The organism is Pseudomonas sivasensis (assembly GCF_013778505.1).
GTDB classification, from domain to species: domain Bacteria; phylum Pseudomonadota; class Gammaproteobacteria; order Pseudomonadales; family Pseudomonadaceae; genus Aquipseudomonas; species Aquipseudomonas sivasensis.
This window is the reverse complement of record NZ_JAAOWU010000014.1, coordinates 144925-165755: the sequence shown is the minus strand read 5'-3', so window position 1 is coordinate 165755 and position 20831 is coordinate 144925. Positions and strand designations below refer to the sequence as shown.

Below are 20831 nucleotides of genomic sequence, written 5' to 3'. Positions count from 1 at the left end.
CCAAGAAGTGGTAAACAGTGCCTTGTGCGAGGTTGAGAAACCCCTCTGGGGCGACAATTCTCGACCCCGTCCTCATGATGGTGCCGCGTCTTCGAAAAAAGCGCTGAACTCACAAAGCAGATCGCAGCCTCCGGTAACGAACGGTTGATCAACGTGAATAGGCTCGTTGAAATCGACGAGGAGCTTTCGATCCCAAATATCTTGGTAAATTTTTGCGAAGAATTGATCTCGGTATCCCCAACGTGCGCTGTGCTCAAACACCACATAAGCAACAGGTTTTCCTGCATGGACAGCATCAGTCACAGCGCCGCTGAAATCCTCCAACAGAGCGGCCTCAAGCGAAAAATCAAGATCGTGCATTCCGAATAGAAGATTCAGGTTAGCTTGGATCGTGGGCGGTACCAGGTCGCAGGAAACCTCAACCGTTCGGATGCCAGCGCTTGCGTAATATCGCCGCTCTAGCTCCCCCCTGAGCTCGGCGTACTCGCGATCTCTCCGCTGTTGTACAGGAGTCTTCGGGGATGTACTGCGGCGCTCACGAAACGCCGCGACCTGATCCTTGACAGTCCAGTTGACGGCGAAAGGCTCCCCTCGACTGTTGCGGAGGTACAGCAGAAGATCGCCCTGATAGGGATACGGGATTTTGCGCCTGTCGCCACAAGCATCTTCTACTACGATTGCATGATGCTTAAACCCGATGTCCATCGCGATATCGACAGTGCCGCGCAGAGGGGGCAGGAAAGTCCCCTTCGTTAAAGGGTGTCCTCGTAATGGATGACCTGCATTAACAGGCCAGAGCATTTTCTGCTCATGCAACTCAAACAAGTCAGGGTGGTAGAGCGCCAGTTGCGTAAATATCTTCTCCGGCCGCGAAAGGAGGTGAATCGTGCGTCTCAGCTTTCGGCTGTGCAGCCTGCTGATTCGAGACCCCTTCGGCGCCTCGCGGGGAACCGCCAATGTCGATGGTAGGTATTCCCCACCCCATTCGAACCCACTCTGCCGGTCCATGATGAGGGCGAATCTATCCTGCGGTTTCATCCAAGCATTCCAATTTCATCTGGGATTTCAGTGTCGCGCTTGTTGGGGATAACAACAGGCGCATCAGCGAAACCCTTATCATGCGGGAGGTAACCACGCGTCTGACTGTGGATAACGCGCAGTTTCTTGTGGATGAGTGATGCCGTGCGAGGCTTGACGTCTCGCATGCAAGGAATAGACAATGGAAGAGTCAGGGTGCTTATCTGACTTATCCACAGGGGCCCAAGCTCGTTACTTGGGCCCTTGTCTACTGACTTTCAGCTCTCTCGTTTTTGATAGCTGTCGTATGAAATTCTTTCGATATGCCTACCTTAAGCGTCGCCGATTGAGAATCCGCCCACCGTCGAAGCCTGATTAGGTCATCGAGAGCGCATTGCGTTATTCGCTACCAGTTTGATAAAAAAGAATATATTAACGCCGGGAATTCCTGGCTGACAACAACTTTGCGCATCAACCATTGCAAACTCGTCATGCCCCCACCCAAATAAATCTCTGCCTACGCGGAGCGTACACAAGATTCCGGTCCCCTACGAAAATTGTGGGAGTTTTGAGTGGTACAGAAGGCATCTTTTCATGGTTATTAACAGGAACTCCTATTAATCCTTTTCCTAATAACTTTTAGACCTTTGCAATCATGGCCCGAAGTACTATTTTGTCTTATTTGGGGTCACGTAGATGAACCTCACCGGCAAGAAAACTCCTTTCCTAAATTGGTTACCAGATGAATGCTTTTATAGCCTCTGTAGCCGGCAGCATTGTTTTTTGGGCGACCAGTCGACTGACGATACGCTGAGACTGCTGTTAGGAGATCTCGCGAAATCGTTCGCACACGATTTCCCCCACAACCTCAACCTGTTGAATAAGGATGCAATGCTTGCTTGGGGCAGCCCGGAGAAAATAATCTGTGAACATACAATCTCACCTATATTCTTTCCATTCCAGTCATCCGAACATGTACAGGCACTGAAGGACGCATTGCTTGGCCCCAGATTGGGCTCTTGCAAATATAAACTTGGACTCGTAACTGGCCGGTTCGGTGGAGCACACCCGCTAAAGGCCTGCGCTAAATGTATGACCGCTGATCGATCAGTCTATGGGACCACGTACTGGCATCTATCCCATCAGCTTCCGGGTGTAATCACATGTCCAATTCATGGATTATTTCTGATGGAATCTACAGAGAACAGGCAGTGGTCCAGGAGCTTTCGGTGGATTCTCCCGGATGAACCCGTTCTAGCGGAAATGGGCAAAGCGACCAGCGACCGTTCAACGCTTACCACACTCCAGGCCATCTCTAACTCTTCGGTGACTCTGTATAGATTGGGCATCAACAGCCAGTTTGATCTCAGTAAAGTTGTCCAAGTCTACAAGGAGGCTTTCAGAAATCTAGGCACCTCCAAGAAGGCATGCGTGGCTGCTGGCGACCGCTTTGCTGAGTACTGTTCAGTGCTGGAACCCTTTCCACCTTTCTCCGCATTGCCTTGCGATCGGCAGCATGCGATAGGGTTTATTTCCCAAATGACACGAAAGCCCCGTGGTTACTGCCACCCACTAAAGCATCTGGTTCTGATTTCGTGGCTGTTCGGACGCTTAGAGTTATTCCTAGACGCTTATCAACATTTAATAAAGCGACAGGAAATCCCAAAAGTTCGAAACCCAAAGTCGCTGAGACTTTCTCAAACTATCGATGAGCGACGTCCAAAAGCCGACAGAAAATTGGGCGCTCCGAGACCAAAAAAAATATTCAATGATTTGAAGAAAGAAGTTCTTAACGCGCTTTTGAATGGCTCCACCAAAATAGAGATATGTTCAAGTTTTAATATATCTATATGTACAGTTAATCGGCTTCTGCGTTTAAATCCAGACGTCGATAAAATGTTTATCAATAAATCTTACCTAAAAAAACTTGAAGAAAAGAGAACCACCTGGAGTGCAACAGTTCGTAATTATCCCGGTGCCAGCGCGAAGACTATTAAAAACTTAGTTCCAGACATTTACGCTTGGCTCTATAGAAATGACCGATCTTGGTTACTTTCACAGACAGCTGCACTACCAAGTGGTAGATGCGGAAACCATGTGACCATTGACTGGGATGCACGCGATGAGAATTTTTGTTCGCTGATTAATCAGTTATTGACAACAGCGTCTTCAAACTTGAAGAAAGTCCGTAAGTGCGACCTCTACCAACTGGTACCCAATCTGTTCTCTTCGCTTGAGAAAAGGTCACGTTATCCTAAGACGAGAAAACTTCTAACCGAAATTACGAAGTAGTTTTCCCCAGATTGCGCGACAAGCAATCTTTTGACTGACACAACCACTTGGTATGACAGCACCTCACTGAGAAATGAGGAGGTTGTCGCTCCGGAAGCGACTGAAGCGTTCAAGGAGATCAGCATGCCAACAGCACTGAGCAGTCCTGTGTGGTGAACAGGATGTGAGGATACGGAGGCGGGAAGCATCGCAAGAGACGGTAGAACAGATCTGACCGGCCCTTGCTGTTTCTTGCTAAATAAGAAGGTGACAAGATTCGTTGATTTCATTGACTGAAATGGTGCCATCGTTTCGAACGATATCGAAAAAAAGAAGGTGACAGAATCTAGGGGAGTCGAATTTTCCAACATTTCTTTTGCTAAAAAAGCAGGTTACAAATTTTGCAGCCTCAGCAAACATTACGCCATCCTATCCTCAACGGCGGCAGCTATGAGCCATTTGCCATCGGTCATGCTTGGGTGGGTTGGGTCGACTCCATCGCTTTTTCTAGGGCTGTGGTGGTTGCTGGCAAACTATGTTGTCAGCAACCAATCGCTCAGCACGCGCAATTGTTCCTTGTACATCTCTTCCAAGTCCGAGCAGTCTGCATCGGCCAAGCCCTGGCGGCGTAGTAGTGCAACCACGCCCTCTACCTGGACGTTGTACCGAGCAAGGTCAGCAGCAGCGTACAGAATGCCTTGCTGCAACAGGGTCGGTTTGTCGCCTTACAACAAAGCCTGTCCGGACTTGCTCAGGAGCGTGCAGTTGCATTTTCTCAACGGCCATTTGATGCTGAGTGCACGTCGGTCCCCTTAGCCAATCATGGGCATAGATGGCGCTATCAGGATTATTTCTGCCTAATGAGGGCTGCGCTCCCCCCGTAATAACTCCAACGCCTTATAGGACATTCGGGTCCAGTATTCGATACGCTCCGTGAGCAGATCGGTCGCCTCACGCTGCTTTTCCTGACTGTCTGCAACAAACACTTGAGCCGGTTGTTTAGCGTGCCAGGCGGACGCTGACAGTGCTTTGCTGCGTTGCACGACATCGAGCCCGAAGAAATCCCCCAGATGCCCACTCACCGCACCGGGCAATTCCCAATAGTTCACTGGTAAGCCACCCAAGGCGCGGCAGTGCTCAAGGCCAAAATCGAGAATCCAACCCAGTCGCTGCCCGATGTAGTCTTCTCGCGAATCACTCTGACTTTCTCCGTCCAATGAGCTGGGACCAATGATTCCTGGCACCATGTGCATGCCCGCACGGCGGATATGAGAAACAGCGATTTCCAGTGGATCCCGGTAGATAAACATCCACGGCACCTCAGGAAAGCACTCGTGTAACAGCGGCAATTCTCCGATGTTCCATGCATCCAGTTTGATCACCAGTTTCTGCTCGTTGCCACGTCTGGGCTGGCCGTAAGCGGCCAGTAAACCGTGCAGGGCAGCACGCCGGACAGCGGGTTCAAGCACGCCACGCAACAGTGCATCAAGCGGCGGCGGTTCGGATATCACTATTACTTCATCGAGTTGCGCCAACATCTGGCCAAGCAATGTCGAGCCACAACGCGAGGCATGGTAGACGAAAGCCATGGGTTGAATCGCAGGCCGCTGCCATTCGCAAAGTACCGAAAGCGGTGTCTCGCGTCGGAAAGCCTGGTTGAAAGGCAGCCGCAGCGCTTCGTCTACTGCATCGCGAAAGAAGGGTTGATCAAGCTTGCGTTCACCAAACCAACACCAGTCTACCCGCCAGTCTTCGGCCTTTTGCCAGATGCGGATTGGCAACCAGTCTTTCAGGCTGTCCATTGTCGATTCCATTGGTTACGCCCCAAACGCATCGCAGCGCGCACCTCTTCACGACTAAATTGCAGACCCTGTTCAGCACCCATCGCCAGCGTTCGGACGATGAAGGCTTCGCTGTCTGGTTCGGCCTGCAAGCCGCTGCATAGCAAAGGGGCGCTCTCCAGCAGGGCCCGAAATTTTGCAAAGGCTTCGGCTGCTCGGCCCGTACCCGCTGATGGTGTTGTCGATAAGCCGTCTTTGATCTGCTGTTCAAGCCAGGCATTGGGTCGACAGTCGAGCACCAGATGAACCCGCTCTTGCTGACCCCAATTATCGACACTATGAGGCCGGGCAAGGTCGAGAAACCAGCACTCGCCCGCACTCATCGGGATGCGCTGGCTTTCCATCATGAAGTCCACATCTGGCGAGCTGAGCAAGGGTATGTGCAAACGACAATCAGCCTGGGGGCCCCCGAGGTCATAGTCGCGGTGTTCGTGAATTCTGCTACCTGGCCCGAGGCGCAGCAGACGAGCGCTCCGAATATCCAGTGGCAGCTCGCGCAGGGCCACAGCCCAACGGTCGTCGTTTTGCCAGGAGTCTCGGGAGATGGGTTCACCTGCGCCTGACGATAACGCCGTCAGGGCGTCGGAAGCAGAAATTAACGCGACCCCCGACCATTGCCCGTCGTAGTAACTGGCATTGAAATGCGCGGTCCAGGCTGTATCGGCAATACGCGAGAGCGCCTGTAACAGCAGAGGCAAATCCACTGTTACGAGCAGGCGGGAAAAGACCGGAAGCACAAACCTGACCCTCCGACGCTCCGCTTAGTTGGCCTTGGCTTCAGCCGCTTTCACGGGTTGGGCGATGTTACCGGCCGACCATTGGTTCTCACGCGATGCCAAGGCACCCGCGATCACTTGAACGTCAGTAGAAGGCAGTTGCTCCGGTAATGGATCAAGCCCGGCACTGGCGAATATCTGCCCGTAGGCATTACGCAAGTCGGCGTAAGCCAGGTCACGACGCAGGTCGGCTTGCAGGGTATTGAGCTCGCCCTGAATCAGGTCCAGTTCACCAATGCCTGCCGTCTTGTAGCGATTGCGCAGTTGACCGACGATTTCACCGTCGATGTTCGACAGTTGCTGGCTGGTCTTGAACTGGCGCAGGGCTTCACGGTAGTTGGCGTTCGCTACGTAAAGCTGTGCCAGTACCGCAATCGACATCGCCTGACGACGCGCTTCAGCGACTTCTTCACCCGCCTTGGCCACATTGATTGCCGCTGGAGCGGAGATTACGTTGAAGAGGTTCCAGGTGACCTTGACGCCCATGTCGGCCCACTTGTCATTGACCAGGAAGGAGTTGCTGTCGTAATGACCACCCGCAGAAAACTCCAGGCCCGGCAGCAGACGCAGCATGGCTTTGCGCGTTTCGGCAGCGCTGATACGGGTCTGGTAATCCTGCTCGCGCAGTTCTGGACGGCTGGCCAGTGCTTCGTGCTCCAGCACGGCCATATCGACCTTGAGTTCCGGTATAGAGTAATCGTCCGGGGTCGCCAGGGTGAGTTCACTGCCCAGTGGCAGGTTGATCAGGGTCGACAGTTCGGTCTTGGCCAGCGACAGCGCCTTGCGCTGCTCTTCGAGCTGACGGGTCGCCTGGATCAATGAACGCTGATAGCTCAGCGCCTGAACCGGATCGCCTACGCGCTGTTCGCTCATCTTCTGGCTGTTACCCTGAGCCTGTTCGACGCGGGCCATCAGGCTGTCGATCTGCTTGAGCAAACGCTCGGCGGCCACTGCCCGCCAATAGGCTGAGCGCACGTCCTGAACGATGGTGTTGACGACTTTGCGACGACGCTCCTGAACGATCAAGCGCTGGTCGCCCTGCTGCTTGGCGCTTATGTAGCTGACGCCGAAGTCGAGCACGTTCCAGACCATGGTGAGATCGGCGACACGACGGCTGCGATCCTGGGAAGTCGAAGGTTCCAGAGACTGGGTGCCGGTCTCGACGCTTTCACTGCTTGAGGCACTGACGTTGCTGCGTCCGGCGTAACCCGCGGACAGGGCCATACGCGGCAACATGTCAAAGCTGGCCAGGTCCAGCTGACGCTTTGCCAAGGCTTCTTCCATGATTTTCAGTCGTGCTTCAAGGTTGTACTTTACCGCGCGAGCCATGGCCTGATGCAAGGTAAGAGGGCCGTTTAGTGGCTCCTGATCCTTGTACATCAGTTGCAGGTCGCTTTGCGCACGTTGCTCACTGACACTACGGTCTATCGGCTGGCTGGTGACAGCACAACCACTGACTAACAGCGCCAGCAGGCTCACACTGAATAACTTCTTACTTCTTTTCATCCGTTCGACCGCCCCTAACTGTCCATTCTTTTTATAAGCGCCGGGATTTTTCCGGCGCATGACTCAAACTTTGTCTCAGGCCTGCACTTCACTGATACCGGCTTTCCCCAAAGCCCACGCTAGTTCATGCAGCTGTTTCTGCTCTCCATCTTTAAGCAGTTGCAGTTGTTGCTCCAGCGTCAACGCGCCAAAGCTGCCACGAATACCTTGTGACGAATCACTCAGCCCACGGCTGCTGCCACTGCCAAAAGCACTTTGCGTCGAGGTGTCCGTGGAGGACTCGCGATTGAAGAGTGTCGACAATGTACTACTACCGAACACACTGCCCTCTGCGCCGCTAAAGCCAAGGAATCCGCCCATGCCCCCCGTACTGATGCCAGGAGTATCCGAGCTGAAAACCTGTGCAATGAAGCTTGGAGCCAGCGCGCCATTGCTGATGAAGACGTTACCCAGCGGTGGCAGACTGCCGCCTGTAGTGCGTTGCTCGAACAGTGGTGCAAAACTCAGCGGCGAGCCCAGATTACCGGTCGGGGGACCAAAGATCGTCGGCTGCAATGGCAAGTTTGGCTGGCTAATCAGAGGGACCGAATCGGTAATGCGGAACTGCGGATCGCCACCTTGAGAAAGCGTAGCGATTGCGTAGCCGCTGGAGTTGGTAATACCGATACCGGTATTGCCTGCCAGGTCCGTCACATTGCTGCTGTCGAGCGTGATGAAGTTGCTCGGGGCCTGAGTATTCGCTGTCGGGGTAAGGGTCGCTGTCCAGGTCTGACCACCATCGCTACTGGTCAGGTTCGACAGGGTGCCATTAGCAACGCTGAGGTCCGAAAGATCGAAATTACTGACAGGCTCACTGAACGTGAATGTCACCTGAGTGGTCTGCCCAGTGGTCAGGTTCGGGTTGGCAACCACAATGCTCGAAATGGTTGGAGCCTGACCGTCAATGGCGTAATTGGCGGAGTTCTGGACGCCAGAACCCGCGTTGCCCGACAGATCAGTTACATTACTGCTGTCCATGACGATGAAGTTGGTCGCATCCGTGATATTCGCCGTTGGCGTCATGGTTGCTGTCCAGGTAATGCCACCATCGCTGCTGACCAGGTTCGACAGAGTACCGTTGGCCACACTGAGGTCCGATAGGTCGAAGTTAGTGACCGCTTCACTGAAGGTGATGGTCACTGGCGAGGTTTGAGCAATGCTCAGTGCGCTGTCCGCCACCACAATGGTCGCGGTCGGGCGCGCAGTATCAATCGCATAGTTGTTGGAGTCGGTGACGCCGCTGCCGATATTGCCGGAAGCACTGGCGATGCCTGTGTTATCCAGCGTGATCAGGTTGGTGGTATCGGTCACGTTGACGGTTGGCGTCAAAGTCGCCGTCCATGTGATACCGCCATCGCCGCTGCTGACCGCACTCAAGGTGCCATTGGCCACGGTCAGGTCAGCATTGGTGAAACCGCTCACCGCTTCGCTGAAGGTGATGGTCACAAGCGAGGTTTCACCAACGCTCAGTGCGCTGTCCGCCACTACGATGGTTGCAGTCGGCTGCAGGGTATCAATAGTGAAGTTGGGTGAGTTGGTACTACCCGCCCCGGTATTGCCAGTAAGGTCTGTCACGCCTGTGTTGTCCAGTGTGATCAGGTTGGTGGTGTCCGCGACATTGACGTTCGGGGTGAAGGTCGCCGTCCAGGTGATTCCACTATCGCTGCTACTGACCGCGCTCAAGATTCCATTGGGCACGGTCAGGTCGGCATTGCTGAAACCAACCACAGCTTCACTGAAGGTGATGGTCACCAGCGAGGTTTCACCGGCGGTCAGTGTAGTGTCAGCCACCACGATATTCGCCACAGGACGTGCGGAGTCGATGGCGTAATTACCGGAAGTCGTGACGCCTGCGCCTGCGTTGCCAGCCAGGTCAGCAATGCCGGAATTGGCCAAGGTGATAACGTTGGCGGCACTGGTGATATTGGCGGTAGGCGTCAGGGTTGCGGTCCAGGTAATGCCGCCATCGCTGCTGCTGACCGCACTCAAGGCTCCATTGGCGATTGTCAGGTCAGCGTTGGTGAAACCGCTCACCGCTTCGCTGAAGGTGATGGTCACCAGCGAGGTTTCGCCAATGGCCAGAGCGTTGTCAGCCACCACGATGGTCGCGGTTGGGCGCGAGGTGTCAATGGCGTAGTTGTTCGAGCTTGTGGTGCCCGAGCCCGAGTTGCCCGATGCGTTGGTGAAACCAGTGTTGTCCAGCGTAATGAGGTTGGTGGTATCGGTCACGCTGGCGAATGGCGTCAGGGCCGCCGTCCAGGTAATGCCGCCATCCCCGCTGCTGATCGCGCTCAAGGTGCCATTGGCGATCGTCAGATCAGCGTTGGTGAAACCGCTCACCGCTTCGCTGAAGGTGATGGTCACAAGCGAGGTTTCACCAACGCTCAGTGCGCTGTCCGCCACTACGATGGTTGCAGTCGGCTGCAGGGTATCAATAGTGAAGTTGGGTGAGTTGGTACTACCCGCCCCGGTATTGCCAGTAAGGTCTGTCACGCCTGTGTTGTCCAGTGTGATCAGGTTGGTGGTGTCCGCGACATTGACGTTCGGGGTGAAGGTCGCCGTCCAGGTGATTCCACTATCGCTGCTACTGACCGCGCTCAAGATTCCATTGGGCACGGTCAGGTCGGCATTGCTGAAACCAACCACAGCTTCACTGAAGGTGATGGTCACCAGCGAGGTTTCACCGGCGGTCAGTGTAGTGTCAGCCACCACGATATTCGCCACAGGACGTGCGGAGTCGATGGCGTAATTACCGGAAGTCGTGACGCCTGCGCCTGCGTTGCCAGCCAGGTCAGCAATGCCGGAATTGGCCAAGGTGATAACGTTGGCGGCACTGGTGATATTGGCGGTAGGCGTCAGGGTTGCGGTCCAGGTAATGCCGCCATCGCTGCTGCTGACCGCACTCAAGGCTCCATTGGCGATTGTCAGGTCAGCGTTGGTGAAACCGCTCACCGCTTCGCTGAAGGTGATGGTCACCAGCGAGGTTTCGCCAATGGCCAGAGCGTTGTCAGCCACCACGATGGTCGCGGTTGGGCGCGAGGTGTCAATGGCGTAGTTGTTCGAGCTTGTGGTGCCCGAGCCCGAGTTGCCCGATGCGTTGGTGAAACCAGTGTTGTCCAGCGTAATGAGGTTGGTGGTATCGGTCACGCTGGCGAATGGCGTCAGGGCCGCCGTCCAGGTAATGCCGCCATCCCCGCTGCTGATCGCGCTCAAGGTGCCATTGGCGATCGTCAGATCAGCGTTGGTGAAACCGCTCACCGCTTCGCTGAAGGTGATGGTCACAAGCGAGGTTTCACCAACGCTCAGTGCGCTGTCCGCCACTACGATGGTTGCAGTCGGCTGCAGGGTGTCAATGGTGAAGTTAAACGAACTGATCGTGCCGGTTCCCCCATTGCCAGCCAGGTCGGCAATACCGGCGTTGTTGAGGCTGATCAGGTTGGTGGTGTCCAGTACATTGGTATTCGGCGTATAGGTCGCGGTCCAGGTGATGCCGCCATCGCTGCTGCTGACCGCACTCAATGTACCGTTGGGCACCGTCAGGTCAGCATTGGTGAAACCCGTTACCGCTTCGGTGAATGCGATGGTCAGCAGCGAGGTTTCACCCACAGTAAGGGACGTGTCCGAGAGCGAAATGCTGGCCGTCGGACGGGCAGTATCGATCGCGTAGTTATTGGAGGCGGTCGTGCCAAGCCCGACGTTACCTGCGGCATCCGTGACACCGGTATTGTCCAGGGAAATCACGTTGGTGGTATCAGTAATGTTGTTGGTCGGCGTGAAGGTGGCTGTCCAGACAATGTTGTTGCTGGTGGTAATAGTGCTCAGAGTGCCGTTGACGATAGTCAGGTCAGCGTTAGTGAACCCGGTCACGGCTTCACTGAAAGTAATGGTCACCAGCGAAGTTTCACCGATGCTCAGCGCGTTGTCCGCCACCACGATGGATGCGGTCGGGAGCGCCGTGTCGATTGCATAGATGTTCGACGAGGTTGTGCCAGTGCCCGCATTGAACGACAGGTCCTGCAAACCAGCCATGTTGAGGCTGATCTGATTAACTGCACTGGTGATATTGACCGTCGGCGTCAGGGTTGCGGTCCAGGTAACGCCACCGTCACTGCTGCTTACTGCGGTCAGGGTACTGTTGGCAACCGATAGGTCCGCATTGCTGAAATCCGTTATCGCTTCGCTGAATGTGATGGTGACCAGCGACATTTCGCCCGCGCTCAAAGAGGTGTCCGACACAACGATGGTCGCGGTCGGAGCGACGGTGTCAGTGACTACATAGTTGTTGGACGTCCCGGTACCGGTACCGATATTGCCCGCGGAGTCCTGCACGGCCGAACCGGCCAGGGTAATGGCGTTGGTCGAGTCCGCGACATTATTGGATGCCGTCAGCGTCGCAGTCCATGTAATGTTGTTGGTGGTCGTGAGGTTGGTCAGGGTGCCGTTAGGAACGACAATCTCGGAAATATCCAGACCGAACACCGGCTCACTGAAGGTGAACATCACGGCAGACGAACCTCCCGACCCAAGAGACGGGTTGGCAATCACGATGCTGGAGATGGTGGGAGCCGTCACGTCAGCGCTGTAGGTGATATTCAGCGATCCGCCATCGTTGAAGATGTTATTGACCGCCGTTGGCGAAGTACCGTTTGTACCACCGCTGGTTGCCTGGCCACCCACCCCGCTACCGCCCACGTTGGCTGACATGGCCGCGTTGTTGGATGACGTGATATTGAGCGTGCCCTTGCTCCAGATGCCACCGATACCCCGACCGCCGTTCCCGCCGATGGTACCGCCACCACCACCGCCACCGCCCGCCCCGATATTGCTGCTGATGGTCGAGGTACCAATAATCGCCAAGGTACCAGTAGCGGCGTTATAGATACCGCCCACTGCCGAGCCGCCTCTGCCACCCGTGGCATCAAAGCCCGAACCGCCGCCGCCACCGCCGATGGTACGTCCGCCAGAGCTCGCCGAGCCGCCCGCGCCACCGTTGGTGTAACCAGAAGCGCCAATACTGCCGGCACCGCCCCCGCTCGCATTACCGCCACGCCCACCCATATAAACAGGGTTGAAACCAGCACCGTTGCCGCCGGTGTTGGCTGAGGGAGATGTAGGGACATAGGTTCCGGCACTGCCACCGGTTGCGCCATTCTGACCACCAACACCCCCACCGCCACCGACGCCACCACCGACGTTTGGCGAGAGCACCCCACCGCCACCACCACCGCCTGCGGCAGAGTTAGCCGTCACGGACACGTTCAACAGCGTGAGGTTACCGGCGTTATTAATACCGCCGCCCACAGCGTCAGCCGCTGAAACCGCTGAACCACTATTGGCACCCGAAGTGCTGGCAACACCTCGCGTAATGATCAGGCCGTCAAAGGTGGCAGTCGTGCCGGAGGCAACCCGGATCACACTGGTCCTGTTCTGACCATCCAGCGTGACATCCGCCACACCGTCGTTATTCAGGTCGCCATCAATGGTGATGTTTCTGTTGACCACCAGTTGAGCGTCAAGCGCGACTGTCATGCTACTGGAGAAGGTCACGATATCGCCGTTCTGGGCACTGGCCAGGGCTGCACGCAAGGTTCCTAAGCCGGTACTGCTGTTGGAGGTAACGGTGAAAGTCGCCAACCCCCACTGGTAAGAGTCCATCGCCTGCTGGGACAGCGCACCGATGCTTTCGATGCTGCCGGTCGCGATTTCCAGCGTCCAGTCACCGCCCACACCGGTGCGGTTGGTCGACGCAGCGATGTCGCGCCCCGTGAGCTCTGCCAGCGAATCGACGAAGTTCAGGCCCTGTTGGCCTTCAGCGGTATTACAGGCATAAATCAGGATATCGCCGCCCGCGACCATGTCATTGCCTATCTCGGCCAGCAAGGCGCTGCGTTGCGCAATGTTGTCGGCCGACAGGTAGCTGTTGCCCAGCCACAGATCACCCGAGTTGCCGTGAGCGATGATCTGCACCGAACTAACGCCCTGATGGGACTCCAGATAATCGGCGATTTGTTGCAAGCCATCTTTGGTGGCATCCAGCATCACAACCTGAGCACCGGGCGCAACGCCCACGAGCAGGCTATCGGCTTCCTTGACCCGCGAATCGACGAAGACCACGGTGCCGCCTGTTACGGTTGTTGAGGTCGTCGTGATATCTGCCGTGGCAGCTGATTGCGCACTCTCGCTGCCACTGTCTTTGGCGCTGGCCTGATCGGTATTCCTGGCAGCCTCGGTCGGCTGGTTATCCGGCTGCGCAGCATCGGCGACAGTGGCGGCCACTGCGCCATCGAACAGCATTCGCGGCTCAAGGAACATGATCATAGGGGAAGCGGGGGATTTAGCCTCCACAAAGGCACGCTGTACAGTCGGCGACTTCTTATTATTCCACCACATGCTGCTCACCAGAGATCGAACGTTGTAATACTGATAAGAAAAACCGCTATCAATGGGTCGCGGCGTCGGATTTCATTCGGATGACGTTGGCAGCACTTGCAGAACCATCATTCCAGAACGACAGTTTTGAGTACTGATCAAACAGGTCAGGCGGCAGGATCGTGTGCCTGTTTTCGAAGGCAACCCTGGGTTTTACCTTATGCAGGCCGGAGACGCCCAAGGCGTCGTCGAACTGCGGTGCGTCATAGGAGAGGTTGTTAAAGTCGTGCGCAAACCAGGGCTCGCCGATAAATTCGTACACCAGCCGCATGACTCGCTCTGGAGCCTGGGACAATAGGTCGTAGTCGATCAGCAGCAGCGCGTCGGCGTTTTCGCCATAGTAGGCTTCCTTAAGCGAAGCCCAGGCAAACCCCACCAAGCGATTAGGATGCGCCAGGGTCTCGACCCGGCTGTAAACGGTGCTGCGCTCGGCATCATCGACAAACAGTTTGGTGTTCTCGAAAGGATTGCGGCGATAGACACGCTCGATGCTGTCCATGACCCAGGCCACATTGCGCACGCAGGCAATGATCTTGGATTTAGGGAACAGATCCAATAGCGCAGGCACACGGGAAGACCAACCACGGTTTGTATCGAAAACGATCGATTTGTCGGTCTTGTCAGCGTAATAAGACTCGAAAACCCCACGCAGCAGGCGTCGGCGTGCACTGGTATCTATTATTGAGGCGAATTCGCTGCCCGCACTGCATTGACCAAGGACGCTGGAAAACAGCGAAGCAACCGGACTGCTCATACCGGCATGAAAGCGGGGATTTTGCAGAAGAATGGCTGATAGCAGGGTAGATCCCGAACGCGGAAGCCCCGATATAAAGTGAAAGTCGTGCATCCTTTCCTCTGCCTGAGTCCTGTCCATAGGAAAACCGATATCAGCCTAGCGCAACAATATCTGCACGCATAGTGGTACTTCGACATCAGTTCCCTGTACTTAAGCCGAAACACTCAAAAAATATTTCCCCCTCGCATAACCCTATGTAATAAAAGGATTTTCCTGATCACAAGCTAAAACATATCAGACGAACGGTCGTATTTCGTCTGAAATACTTGTCAGCCTTTTCCCTGAAGCCGAAAGGGCTGATCGCCTAAACGTCGTATACAGGCCTGAATCCTTCAATCGCAAAACGGACATTTAAAAAGCGCGCAATTCGCCAAACGGTGTCTACGCTTCCACTTTGCCACTACTACTGGCACTGCCTGAGTGGATCACTTGTCACCCCATAACATAGAAAGGATGAGAGTTTATGGACGTTTTTATGGGCTCGATCATGACGTTCGGCTTCCCGTTTGCGCCCTATGGCTGGGCGCAATGCAACGGCCAGACGATGAGCGTCAGCCAGTACAACGCCTTGTATGCATTGCTGGGCGTCATTTATGGAGGTACCGCTCCACAGAACTTCAAGCTGCCCGACCTGCAAGGCCGCGTGCCGATAAACCAGGGCACCGGGCCCAACCTGACCAACCGGGTGATCGGTACAGCGTCGGGCGTTGAGAAGGTCACCGTTGCCATCGCCAACATGCCGGCTCATGTCCATCAGATGAGCGCGCTGACCGCAACGACCACCATCAATCTGGGCGCCCTGCCGAGCACCACCGGCTCCATCGTGCCAACGGCCACCAACTGCTATATCGGAGGCACAACAACCGGCCCGACTTCCGCAAACATGTTTGCACCAGACCTGGGAACCGGAGCGCCTATCGTGCAGAAAGGCGTATCAACAGCCATCACCGGCACCATGCAGCCCGTCGGAGGCAGCCTGCCTATCGACAGCATGAACCCCTTCCTGGTCGTAAACTTCAGCATTGCCTTGCAGGGTCTTTTCCCTACTCGCAACTGACTTCCCGAGCCCTGTGAAGGGCTCTTCCACTCTTGCCGGAGTCGTTCCATGCTGCAAAACGTTACTGTCGAACATTTTCGTGCACTGCTGGGTAACCCATGCTCGCTGCAACTGGACGATGGCAGTCAGTTGCCGATTACCATCTCGTCCGTCGACGAAAAACCTCTGGCACGCCTCTCTGACAATGAGCGCCTGCCCTTCAGCGTCAGCCTCAATTCATTGGCGCCCAGCACCTTCGTCGATGGTCTGTGCGCCATTGAACTGCCGGAACTGGGCAAGCTTGAAGATGTATTCGTTTCCCGCGTTCCCCCAATGGGGCGTGATGCGAACCTGGCCTATTACTGCATCAGCTTCAACTGATCAGCTGGCTTTGGACTGACCCGGATACCAGACCAGCCGCTCCGCAGCCACATCCCGCTCTTCGACCTGAAACCCAAGCGCCAGATAATGCTGGCGCGCATGGGGGTTACTGGCCCAGACCACGGTTGCCACAGGGCAACAGACCTTTTCGGCAGCCTGCTGCACGCCTTGTAAAACAGTCCGCCCGTAGCCCTTGCCCCGCGCCGCCGGAATAAACGCCAGATACAACACACGAATTTCATTGGGGCCAAAGTCCACTACCAATGCGCCGATCAAGGTGCCGAGCTTCTCGATCACGTAATGCATTGCATAGGGAAACCCGTTGCCTATGCCGACCTCCTGCACACGAAATTGCTGCCCAATGACCTCCTCTACCAGATCGCGCTCGCCATCGATCAACTGCAAATCAGGTCGAGCCGAATGATAGAGCGACTGTACGAAAGGATTGTCCGAGTCACGTGAGGGCCGGACTTCCAGCCCGCCTGCATTGTTCAACATCAGCGTTGTCCTCTTCCCTGGAAGCACTTTTTTCAGAAACCACTTTCACGAACACCCAAAGCCGCCAGCCTTCGCCAACTCGAGCCCAGCAGCGACTCGCTGCGACCTTGTAACACCGCGACACCTCGTAACGGTTGAACCGGCGTCTTAATCTCTTCCATCACCTTCAAACGCACGCCGTATTGCGCCTGTACAGGTTCAGCGCGGTGGTTTTCGTCGCGGCGGACGGCAATCGGTCCGTGGTGATCAGACGCCAGCGCTTCCTGATCCAGATAGGAAACCCCGTTAGCGTCCACATCCAGCAACTCGACCTGTAGTGAAGAACGCATTGGGTCATCAGCGATAAAACGTCCCTTGGCCCCCGGCGCGATACGCCACAAGGCATCTTCAGCCAGGTAACCACGAATGCGCGTGCCGTCCTCGACCACCCGGGCCAACGGCATCTGGGTCGAAACCCAACGGCCCGGGTTCAATTGCGGCATGAGATCACGCACCTGGCCAGCCTGAGGAGCACGAACCAGCAAACGTTCGCGCTGGGCTGCCAGACCTCGATACTCTGCCACGGCGCTGGCCAGACGCTGTTCAATAACGCCAACGTCCGCAACCGTCTCACTGCGTCCAGCCTGACGGCGCACCTGCAATTGCAGAATCTCGATTTCCCGACGCACGATTGCCTGGCGCGAATCGACATCTGGCGACTCCAGTTCCACCAACACGTCGCCCTGCTCCACCGTCTGTCCGTCTTGCACGTTCACCTGTTTGACCCTCGCGGGCACAGGCGCATGCAGGGCAGTCACCCTCCCGGCCTCAAGCATGACCGGCACCTCGACACTGCTGCGCCAAGGCACCACCAGCAGCAATACCAGCGCCAGCAAGCCCGCGCCACTGAGCAAAACCCTGGGCGTATGAGACTGTTCGCGGTTGGCCCACCAATGGCGCGTCTCCTTGAAGATCGGCAGAAAGATGAACCAGCCCAGTTCCACCAACATCAGGAAGATCCCCAGCAACTTGAAGAACAGGTGATAGACCGCCAACGCTATCCCGAAAAACAGCACAGCACGCCACAACCAGGACAGGTAACCCCACCACAGTAAGCGACGCTGCATCACCGGCGTCCAGGGCTCAGGCGCAGGCAGACCGTAACCAAACAGGGCCTCGCGCAACCGCCAGCGACACAGGGCAAAGGCCCGGCCTTGAAGGTTATGGACTTCCCACAGGTCGCTGATCAGAAAGTAACCATCGAAACGCATGAACGGGTTGAGGTTCACCACCACCGTGGTCAGCCAGGTCGCACTGGCAAGCATGAACGCTGCCGTACGTGCAGGTCCGTCGGGCAGCAGCGACCAGGCCAGCAAAGCGATACAGGCCAACAGCATTTCGGCCAAGACACCACCTGCGCCGATCAGCAAACGGGCGCGCCGGTCATTCACCCGCCAGGCATCGCTGACATCGGTGTAGAACAACGGCAGCAGCACCATGAAGGCAACGCCCATGCTCTGCACGCGACAACCAGCACGCTTGGCCATGAAGGCATGACCGAACTCATGACAAAGCTTGGCGAAAAACAGCGCCGTACCAAACGCCAACGCTCCGCCAAAGCTGAACAGGTGCGGGAAGGTGCCAATGAAACGCTGCCAGTCACGCGCGACCAGAAACACTCCGAGCCCCAGCGTGGCAGGTAGACCGTAACGCAGCATGGCTGGCCCAAAGCGTTTCATCCAGGGCCATGCGCGATTGAGAAATGCATCAGGACGCCACAGCGGGATGCGGAAAAACAGATATTGATGAAGCAACATCTGCCACAACCCTTGCCGCGAAGCAGCAGCCTTGTAGGCGTAGCTGGCGCGCTGATCCGGGTCGGTCGAAGCTATCAGGTCATGGCTGCGAAGAAACATCAGCAGCTCTTGCACTTCGTTATCGCCCAGCGGCAGACCGGGCTCACGGTTCGCAGCCTGCAATACCTTAGAGGGCTCACCCAGCGACCAATGCCGCAACAGGCGGATAGCCTGGGAACCAAGCTTGAAATAGCGACCTCTTACCGGATCGGCCAGAGTCCAGCGTGGCGAACCGTCGAGTGCAGGTGCAGCCGAAGAAAGCTGCAGATCCGAACGTAGGCTGGGCAGTGCCATTTACAGGCCTACGCTTTGACGCAAACCTGCCAAAGGTCTGCGCAACAGATATAACGCCAACGGCGCTCGCTCGCCAAAGACCTTCGCGGTGCCACGCAAACCGATACGCGGTGGCGAATAAAGGAAGCTGGCATCCAGGCGATAAGCTAGTTGACCACCGGGAGTCGGCTGCGCTTCATAAGCCGCACGCTCCAGACGGGCGGAATAGCGATGCAAGGGGTCGCTGTCGAGGAAAAGAGCAATTTCAGCGTCCGGCTCCAGCGCGATGGCATCGCCAACCGCCAATTCGATGCGCAGCTCGGCCTGGGAAGGATCAGCGATTTCCAGCAGCCGCTCGCCTGTCTGGACCGGTTTTCCAGTCCAGCGCTGGGCATCGGCAAAGACCGCGATACCGTTACGCTCGGCACGAACTTCGCTGCGCTTGAGCAATTCAAGTGCGTAATCACGCTCTGCCCGCTTTTGCTCGACGCGAGCCGCCAGCAAGTCGACCTTCGAGCTTGATTCAGCATCGGCAAAGGCTCGTTGCGAATTGGCTTTAAGTTCCGCCTCGGCGACACCCAGTGTGCGCTCGGCTACATCAGCTTGGGCCATGAGGGTGGTGTTTTCAAAACGCACCAGAAGATCACCCATCTTGACTGGCTGGTTAGGCTTGATCAGAAATTCGGCAATCACGCCATCCAGTGGCGCAGCCACCACGCGGCCGGCCAATGGCACGACTTCGGCAGGAGCCAGAACCGACTGGCGAACCGGGATCAGCAAACTCAGCAGTGCAACAGCCACCACCCCAACCTGGCGCTTGCGACTCCAGCGCAGACGCCAGGGCTTGCGCGGTTGCAGCGACAGCCACGCATGGCTGTAGGTATCTCCCAGTTGCGAAAGCAGCACCTGCTCGGGCGCAGCCCAAGGTTTGTCACGGGCCAGCCACAAGCCGCCGAACACATCGCCGTTATGATCCAGCAGCGGCAGCCAGAAAACATGGGTGGCCGATAGGCTTTGCCAGTTTTCGCGTACCGAAGTGCTGAGTGCATCCATTGCAACGACACTGGCAGGCCTGGCTTTCTCCAGCTTGAACAACTGAGCGACCGCATGCTCGACGAACGCGACAAAGGGCGCATTGGGATCGATCACGCTGACGCCCGTCACAGCCCTAACCTTGCCGGCAATCACCAACGCAGCGTGGCGAAAACCAAACATAGGCTGGCCGTCATTCACCAGACTGTAAGCCAGTTGATCGCTCGTGCGGGCAGCGCGGGTCAAGCGTTCAAGATCAAGGAACTGGGCAAAGACCCGCTCTATCACTCCAGGTACTGAAGCGTTCACTTAAGCTCCGGAAAACGTGCCGTTCCGCTCATGCCCGCCAACAGCCCGTCGGACTTTTGCAGACCGGCCACCAGCAGCAATGTCTGACTGCCTTCATCAATCCGCGCACCAAAGCGCTTGATGGTGACGGTCAGTGGCTTGCCGGTTTCGTCAGGCACAAAACTGAACGTCTGCCCCGCTTTGAGCTTGCCCATCCAGCGGGACGGCACCAGCAGGTGGATTTCCAAGGTACGGTTATCGACGATCTCCAACAGCGGCGTGCCAGCGGAAACACTTTCATAACGCTGAACCTTGCGATCCACAATCTGACCGTCATAAGGCGCAATCACGCTGCAGCGTTTGACCTGAACCTGAAAGACGCTTGATTGCGCCTGAGTTTCAGCGACCTTGGCCTCGGCACGAGCGACCTCGAAACGGCCGACAGAATTGAGTGCCGCCAGTTGCCGGTTGTGTGCCAGCTCTTCACTGGCCCCGCGACTGGCAGCCTGAGAGGCATTGAGCTGGGCCTGATAGGCAGAGCAATCGAAGCGCGCCAGCATATCACCCTTGTTGAAGGTCTCACCTTCACGCAGCGGCAGATCGACAATACGCCCGGCCAGCTCACTGGCAAGCACGGCTTGATCCTGCGCTCGCAACACACCTCGGGCTTCACTGGAAGAAGCAGCCTGAGCACCTGCGGAAGCAGCATTATCCAACAACGGATCAAATTCGGCCGGAGTTTGCGCCTGAGCGACACACGCCGCACCGAATAAAACCAAAAACAATCCCTGCAAACACCGCATACCGGAGACT

Annotated in this window: 13 protein-coding genes and 1 pseudogene; 4 read left to right on the top strand and 10 right to left on the bottom strand. The window is 56.3% G+C overall.

From position 1 onward, the window contains the following. Window positions 1-72 precede the first annotated feature (72 nt). Complete coding sequence (locus tag G9Q84_RS21520) at window positions 73-1038, bottom strand: PDDEXK family nuclease (RefSeq protein WP_242461470.1); 966 nt, start codon at window positions 1036-1038, stop codon at window positions 73-75. A gap of 675 nt (window positions 1039-1713) precedes the next feature. On the opposite strand from G9Q84_RS21520, the pseudogene G9Q84_RS29880 reads away from it, so the two are divergent. Both G9Q84_RS29880 and G9Q84_RS21515 read left to right on the top strand, forming a co-directional pair. Then, window positions 1714-2193 (top strand): annotated as a pseudogene (locus G9Q84_RS29880) (TniQ family protein); the annotation flags it as partial. A gap of 12 nt (window positions 2194-2205) precedes the next feature. Next, complete coding sequence (locus G9Q84_RS21515; RefSeq protein WP_242461469.1) at window positions 2206-3309, top strand: TnsD family Tn7-like transposition protein; 1104 nt, start codon at window positions 2206-2208, stop codon at window positions 3307-3309. An 836-nt stretch (window positions 3310-4145) separates the two neighbouring features. Here the strand turns inward: G9Q84_RS21515 and G9Q84_RS21510 are convergent. The 5 genes from G9Q84_RS21510 to G9Q84_RS21490 form a co-directional block, all read right to left on the bottom strand. Continuing rightward, a complete protein-coding gene (locus G9Q84_RS21510) occupies window positions 4146-5090 on the bottom strand; it encodes a sulfotransferase family protein (RefSeq protein WP_181644059.1) in 945 nt (314 codons plus the stop codon). Then, complete coding sequence (locus tag G9Q84_RS21505; protein WP_338104106.1) at window positions 5078-5866, bottom strand: aspartyl/asparaginyl beta-hydroxylase domain-containing protein; 789 nt, start codon at window positions 5864-5866, stop codon at window positions 5078-5080. Before G9Q84_RS21505 ends, G9Q84_RS21510 begins: the two co-directional genes overlap by 13 nt. Window positions 5867-5890: 24 nt before the next feature. Next, window positions 5891-7411 carry a TolC family protein gene (locus G9Q84_RS21500; RefSeq protein WP_181644058.1) on the bottom strand — a complete coding sequence of 507 codons (1521 nt, stop codon included), beginning with the start codon at window positions 7409-7411 and terminating at the stop codon, window positions 5891-5893. 75 nt (window positions 7412-7486) lie between these two features. Next, window positions 7487-13744, bottom strand: coding sequence for an Ig-like domain-containing protein (locus G9Q84_RS21495; RefSeq protein ID WP_181644069.1), 6258 nt, complete (start codon window positions 13742-13744; stop codon window positions 7487-7489). A gap of 145 nt (window positions 13745-13889) precedes the next feature. Beyond that, window positions 13890-14726, bottom strand: a complete 837-nt coding sequence (locus G9Q84_RS21490) for a sulfotransferase family protein (protein WP_181644057.1) — start codon at window positions 14724-14726, stop codon at window positions 13890-13892. Window positions 14727-15138: 412 nt separating this feature from the next. On the opposite strand from G9Q84_RS21490, the gene G9Q84_RS21485 reads away from it, so the two are divergent. Together G9Q84_RS21485 and G9Q84_RS21480 are read left to right on the top strand one after the other, a co-directional pair. Next, window positions 15139-15732, top strand: coding sequence for a phage tail protein (locus G9Q84_RS21485; protein ID WP_181644056.1), 594 nt, complete (start codon window positions 15139-15141; stop codon window positions 15730-15732). 48 nt (window positions 15733-15780) lie between these two features. Further along, the gene (locus tag G9Q84_RS21480; RefSeq protein ID WP_181644055.1) at window positions 15781-16092 is read left to right on the top strand and encodes a DUF6916 family protein; all 312 of its coding nucleotides are present in this window, start codon (window positions 15781-15783) and stop codon (window positions 16090-16092) included. Here the strand turns inward: G9Q84_RS21480 and G9Q84_RS21475 are convergent, their stop codons facing one another. The 4 genes from G9Q84_RS21475 to G9Q84_RS21460 are packed head-to-tail and all read right to left on the bottom strand — an operon-like array spanning window position 16093 to window position 20821. Then, a complete protein-coding gene (locus tag G9Q84_RS21475) occupies window positions 16093-16590 on the bottom strand; it encodes a GNAT family N-acetyltransferase (protein ID WP_181644054.1) in 498 nt (165 codons plus the stop codon). Between the two features lie 32 nt (window positions 16591-16622). Beyond that, window positions 16623-18719 (bottom strand): site-2 protease family protein, encoded by a 2097-nt coding sequence (locus tag G9Q84_RS21470; RefSeq protein ID WP_181644053.1) that lies wholly within the window; start codon window positions 18717-18719, stop codon window positions 16623-16625. Then, the gene (locus G9Q84_RS21465; protein ID WP_181644052.1) at window positions 18720-20039 is read right to left on the bottom strand and encodes an efflux RND transporter periplasmic adaptor subunit; all 1320 of its coding nucleotides are present in this window, start codon (window positions 20037-20039) and stop codon (window positions 18720-18722) included. Continuing rightward, a complete protein-coding gene (locus tag G9Q84_RS21460) occupies window positions 20036-20821 on the bottom strand; it encodes an efflux RND transporter periplasmic adaptor subunit (RefSeq protein ID WP_181644051.1) in 786 nt (261 codons plus the stop codon). The genes G9Q84_RS21465 and G9Q84_RS21460 overlap by 4 nt, the downstream gene beginning before the upstream one ends. Between the last annotated feature and the right edge of the window lie 10 nt (window positions 20822-20831).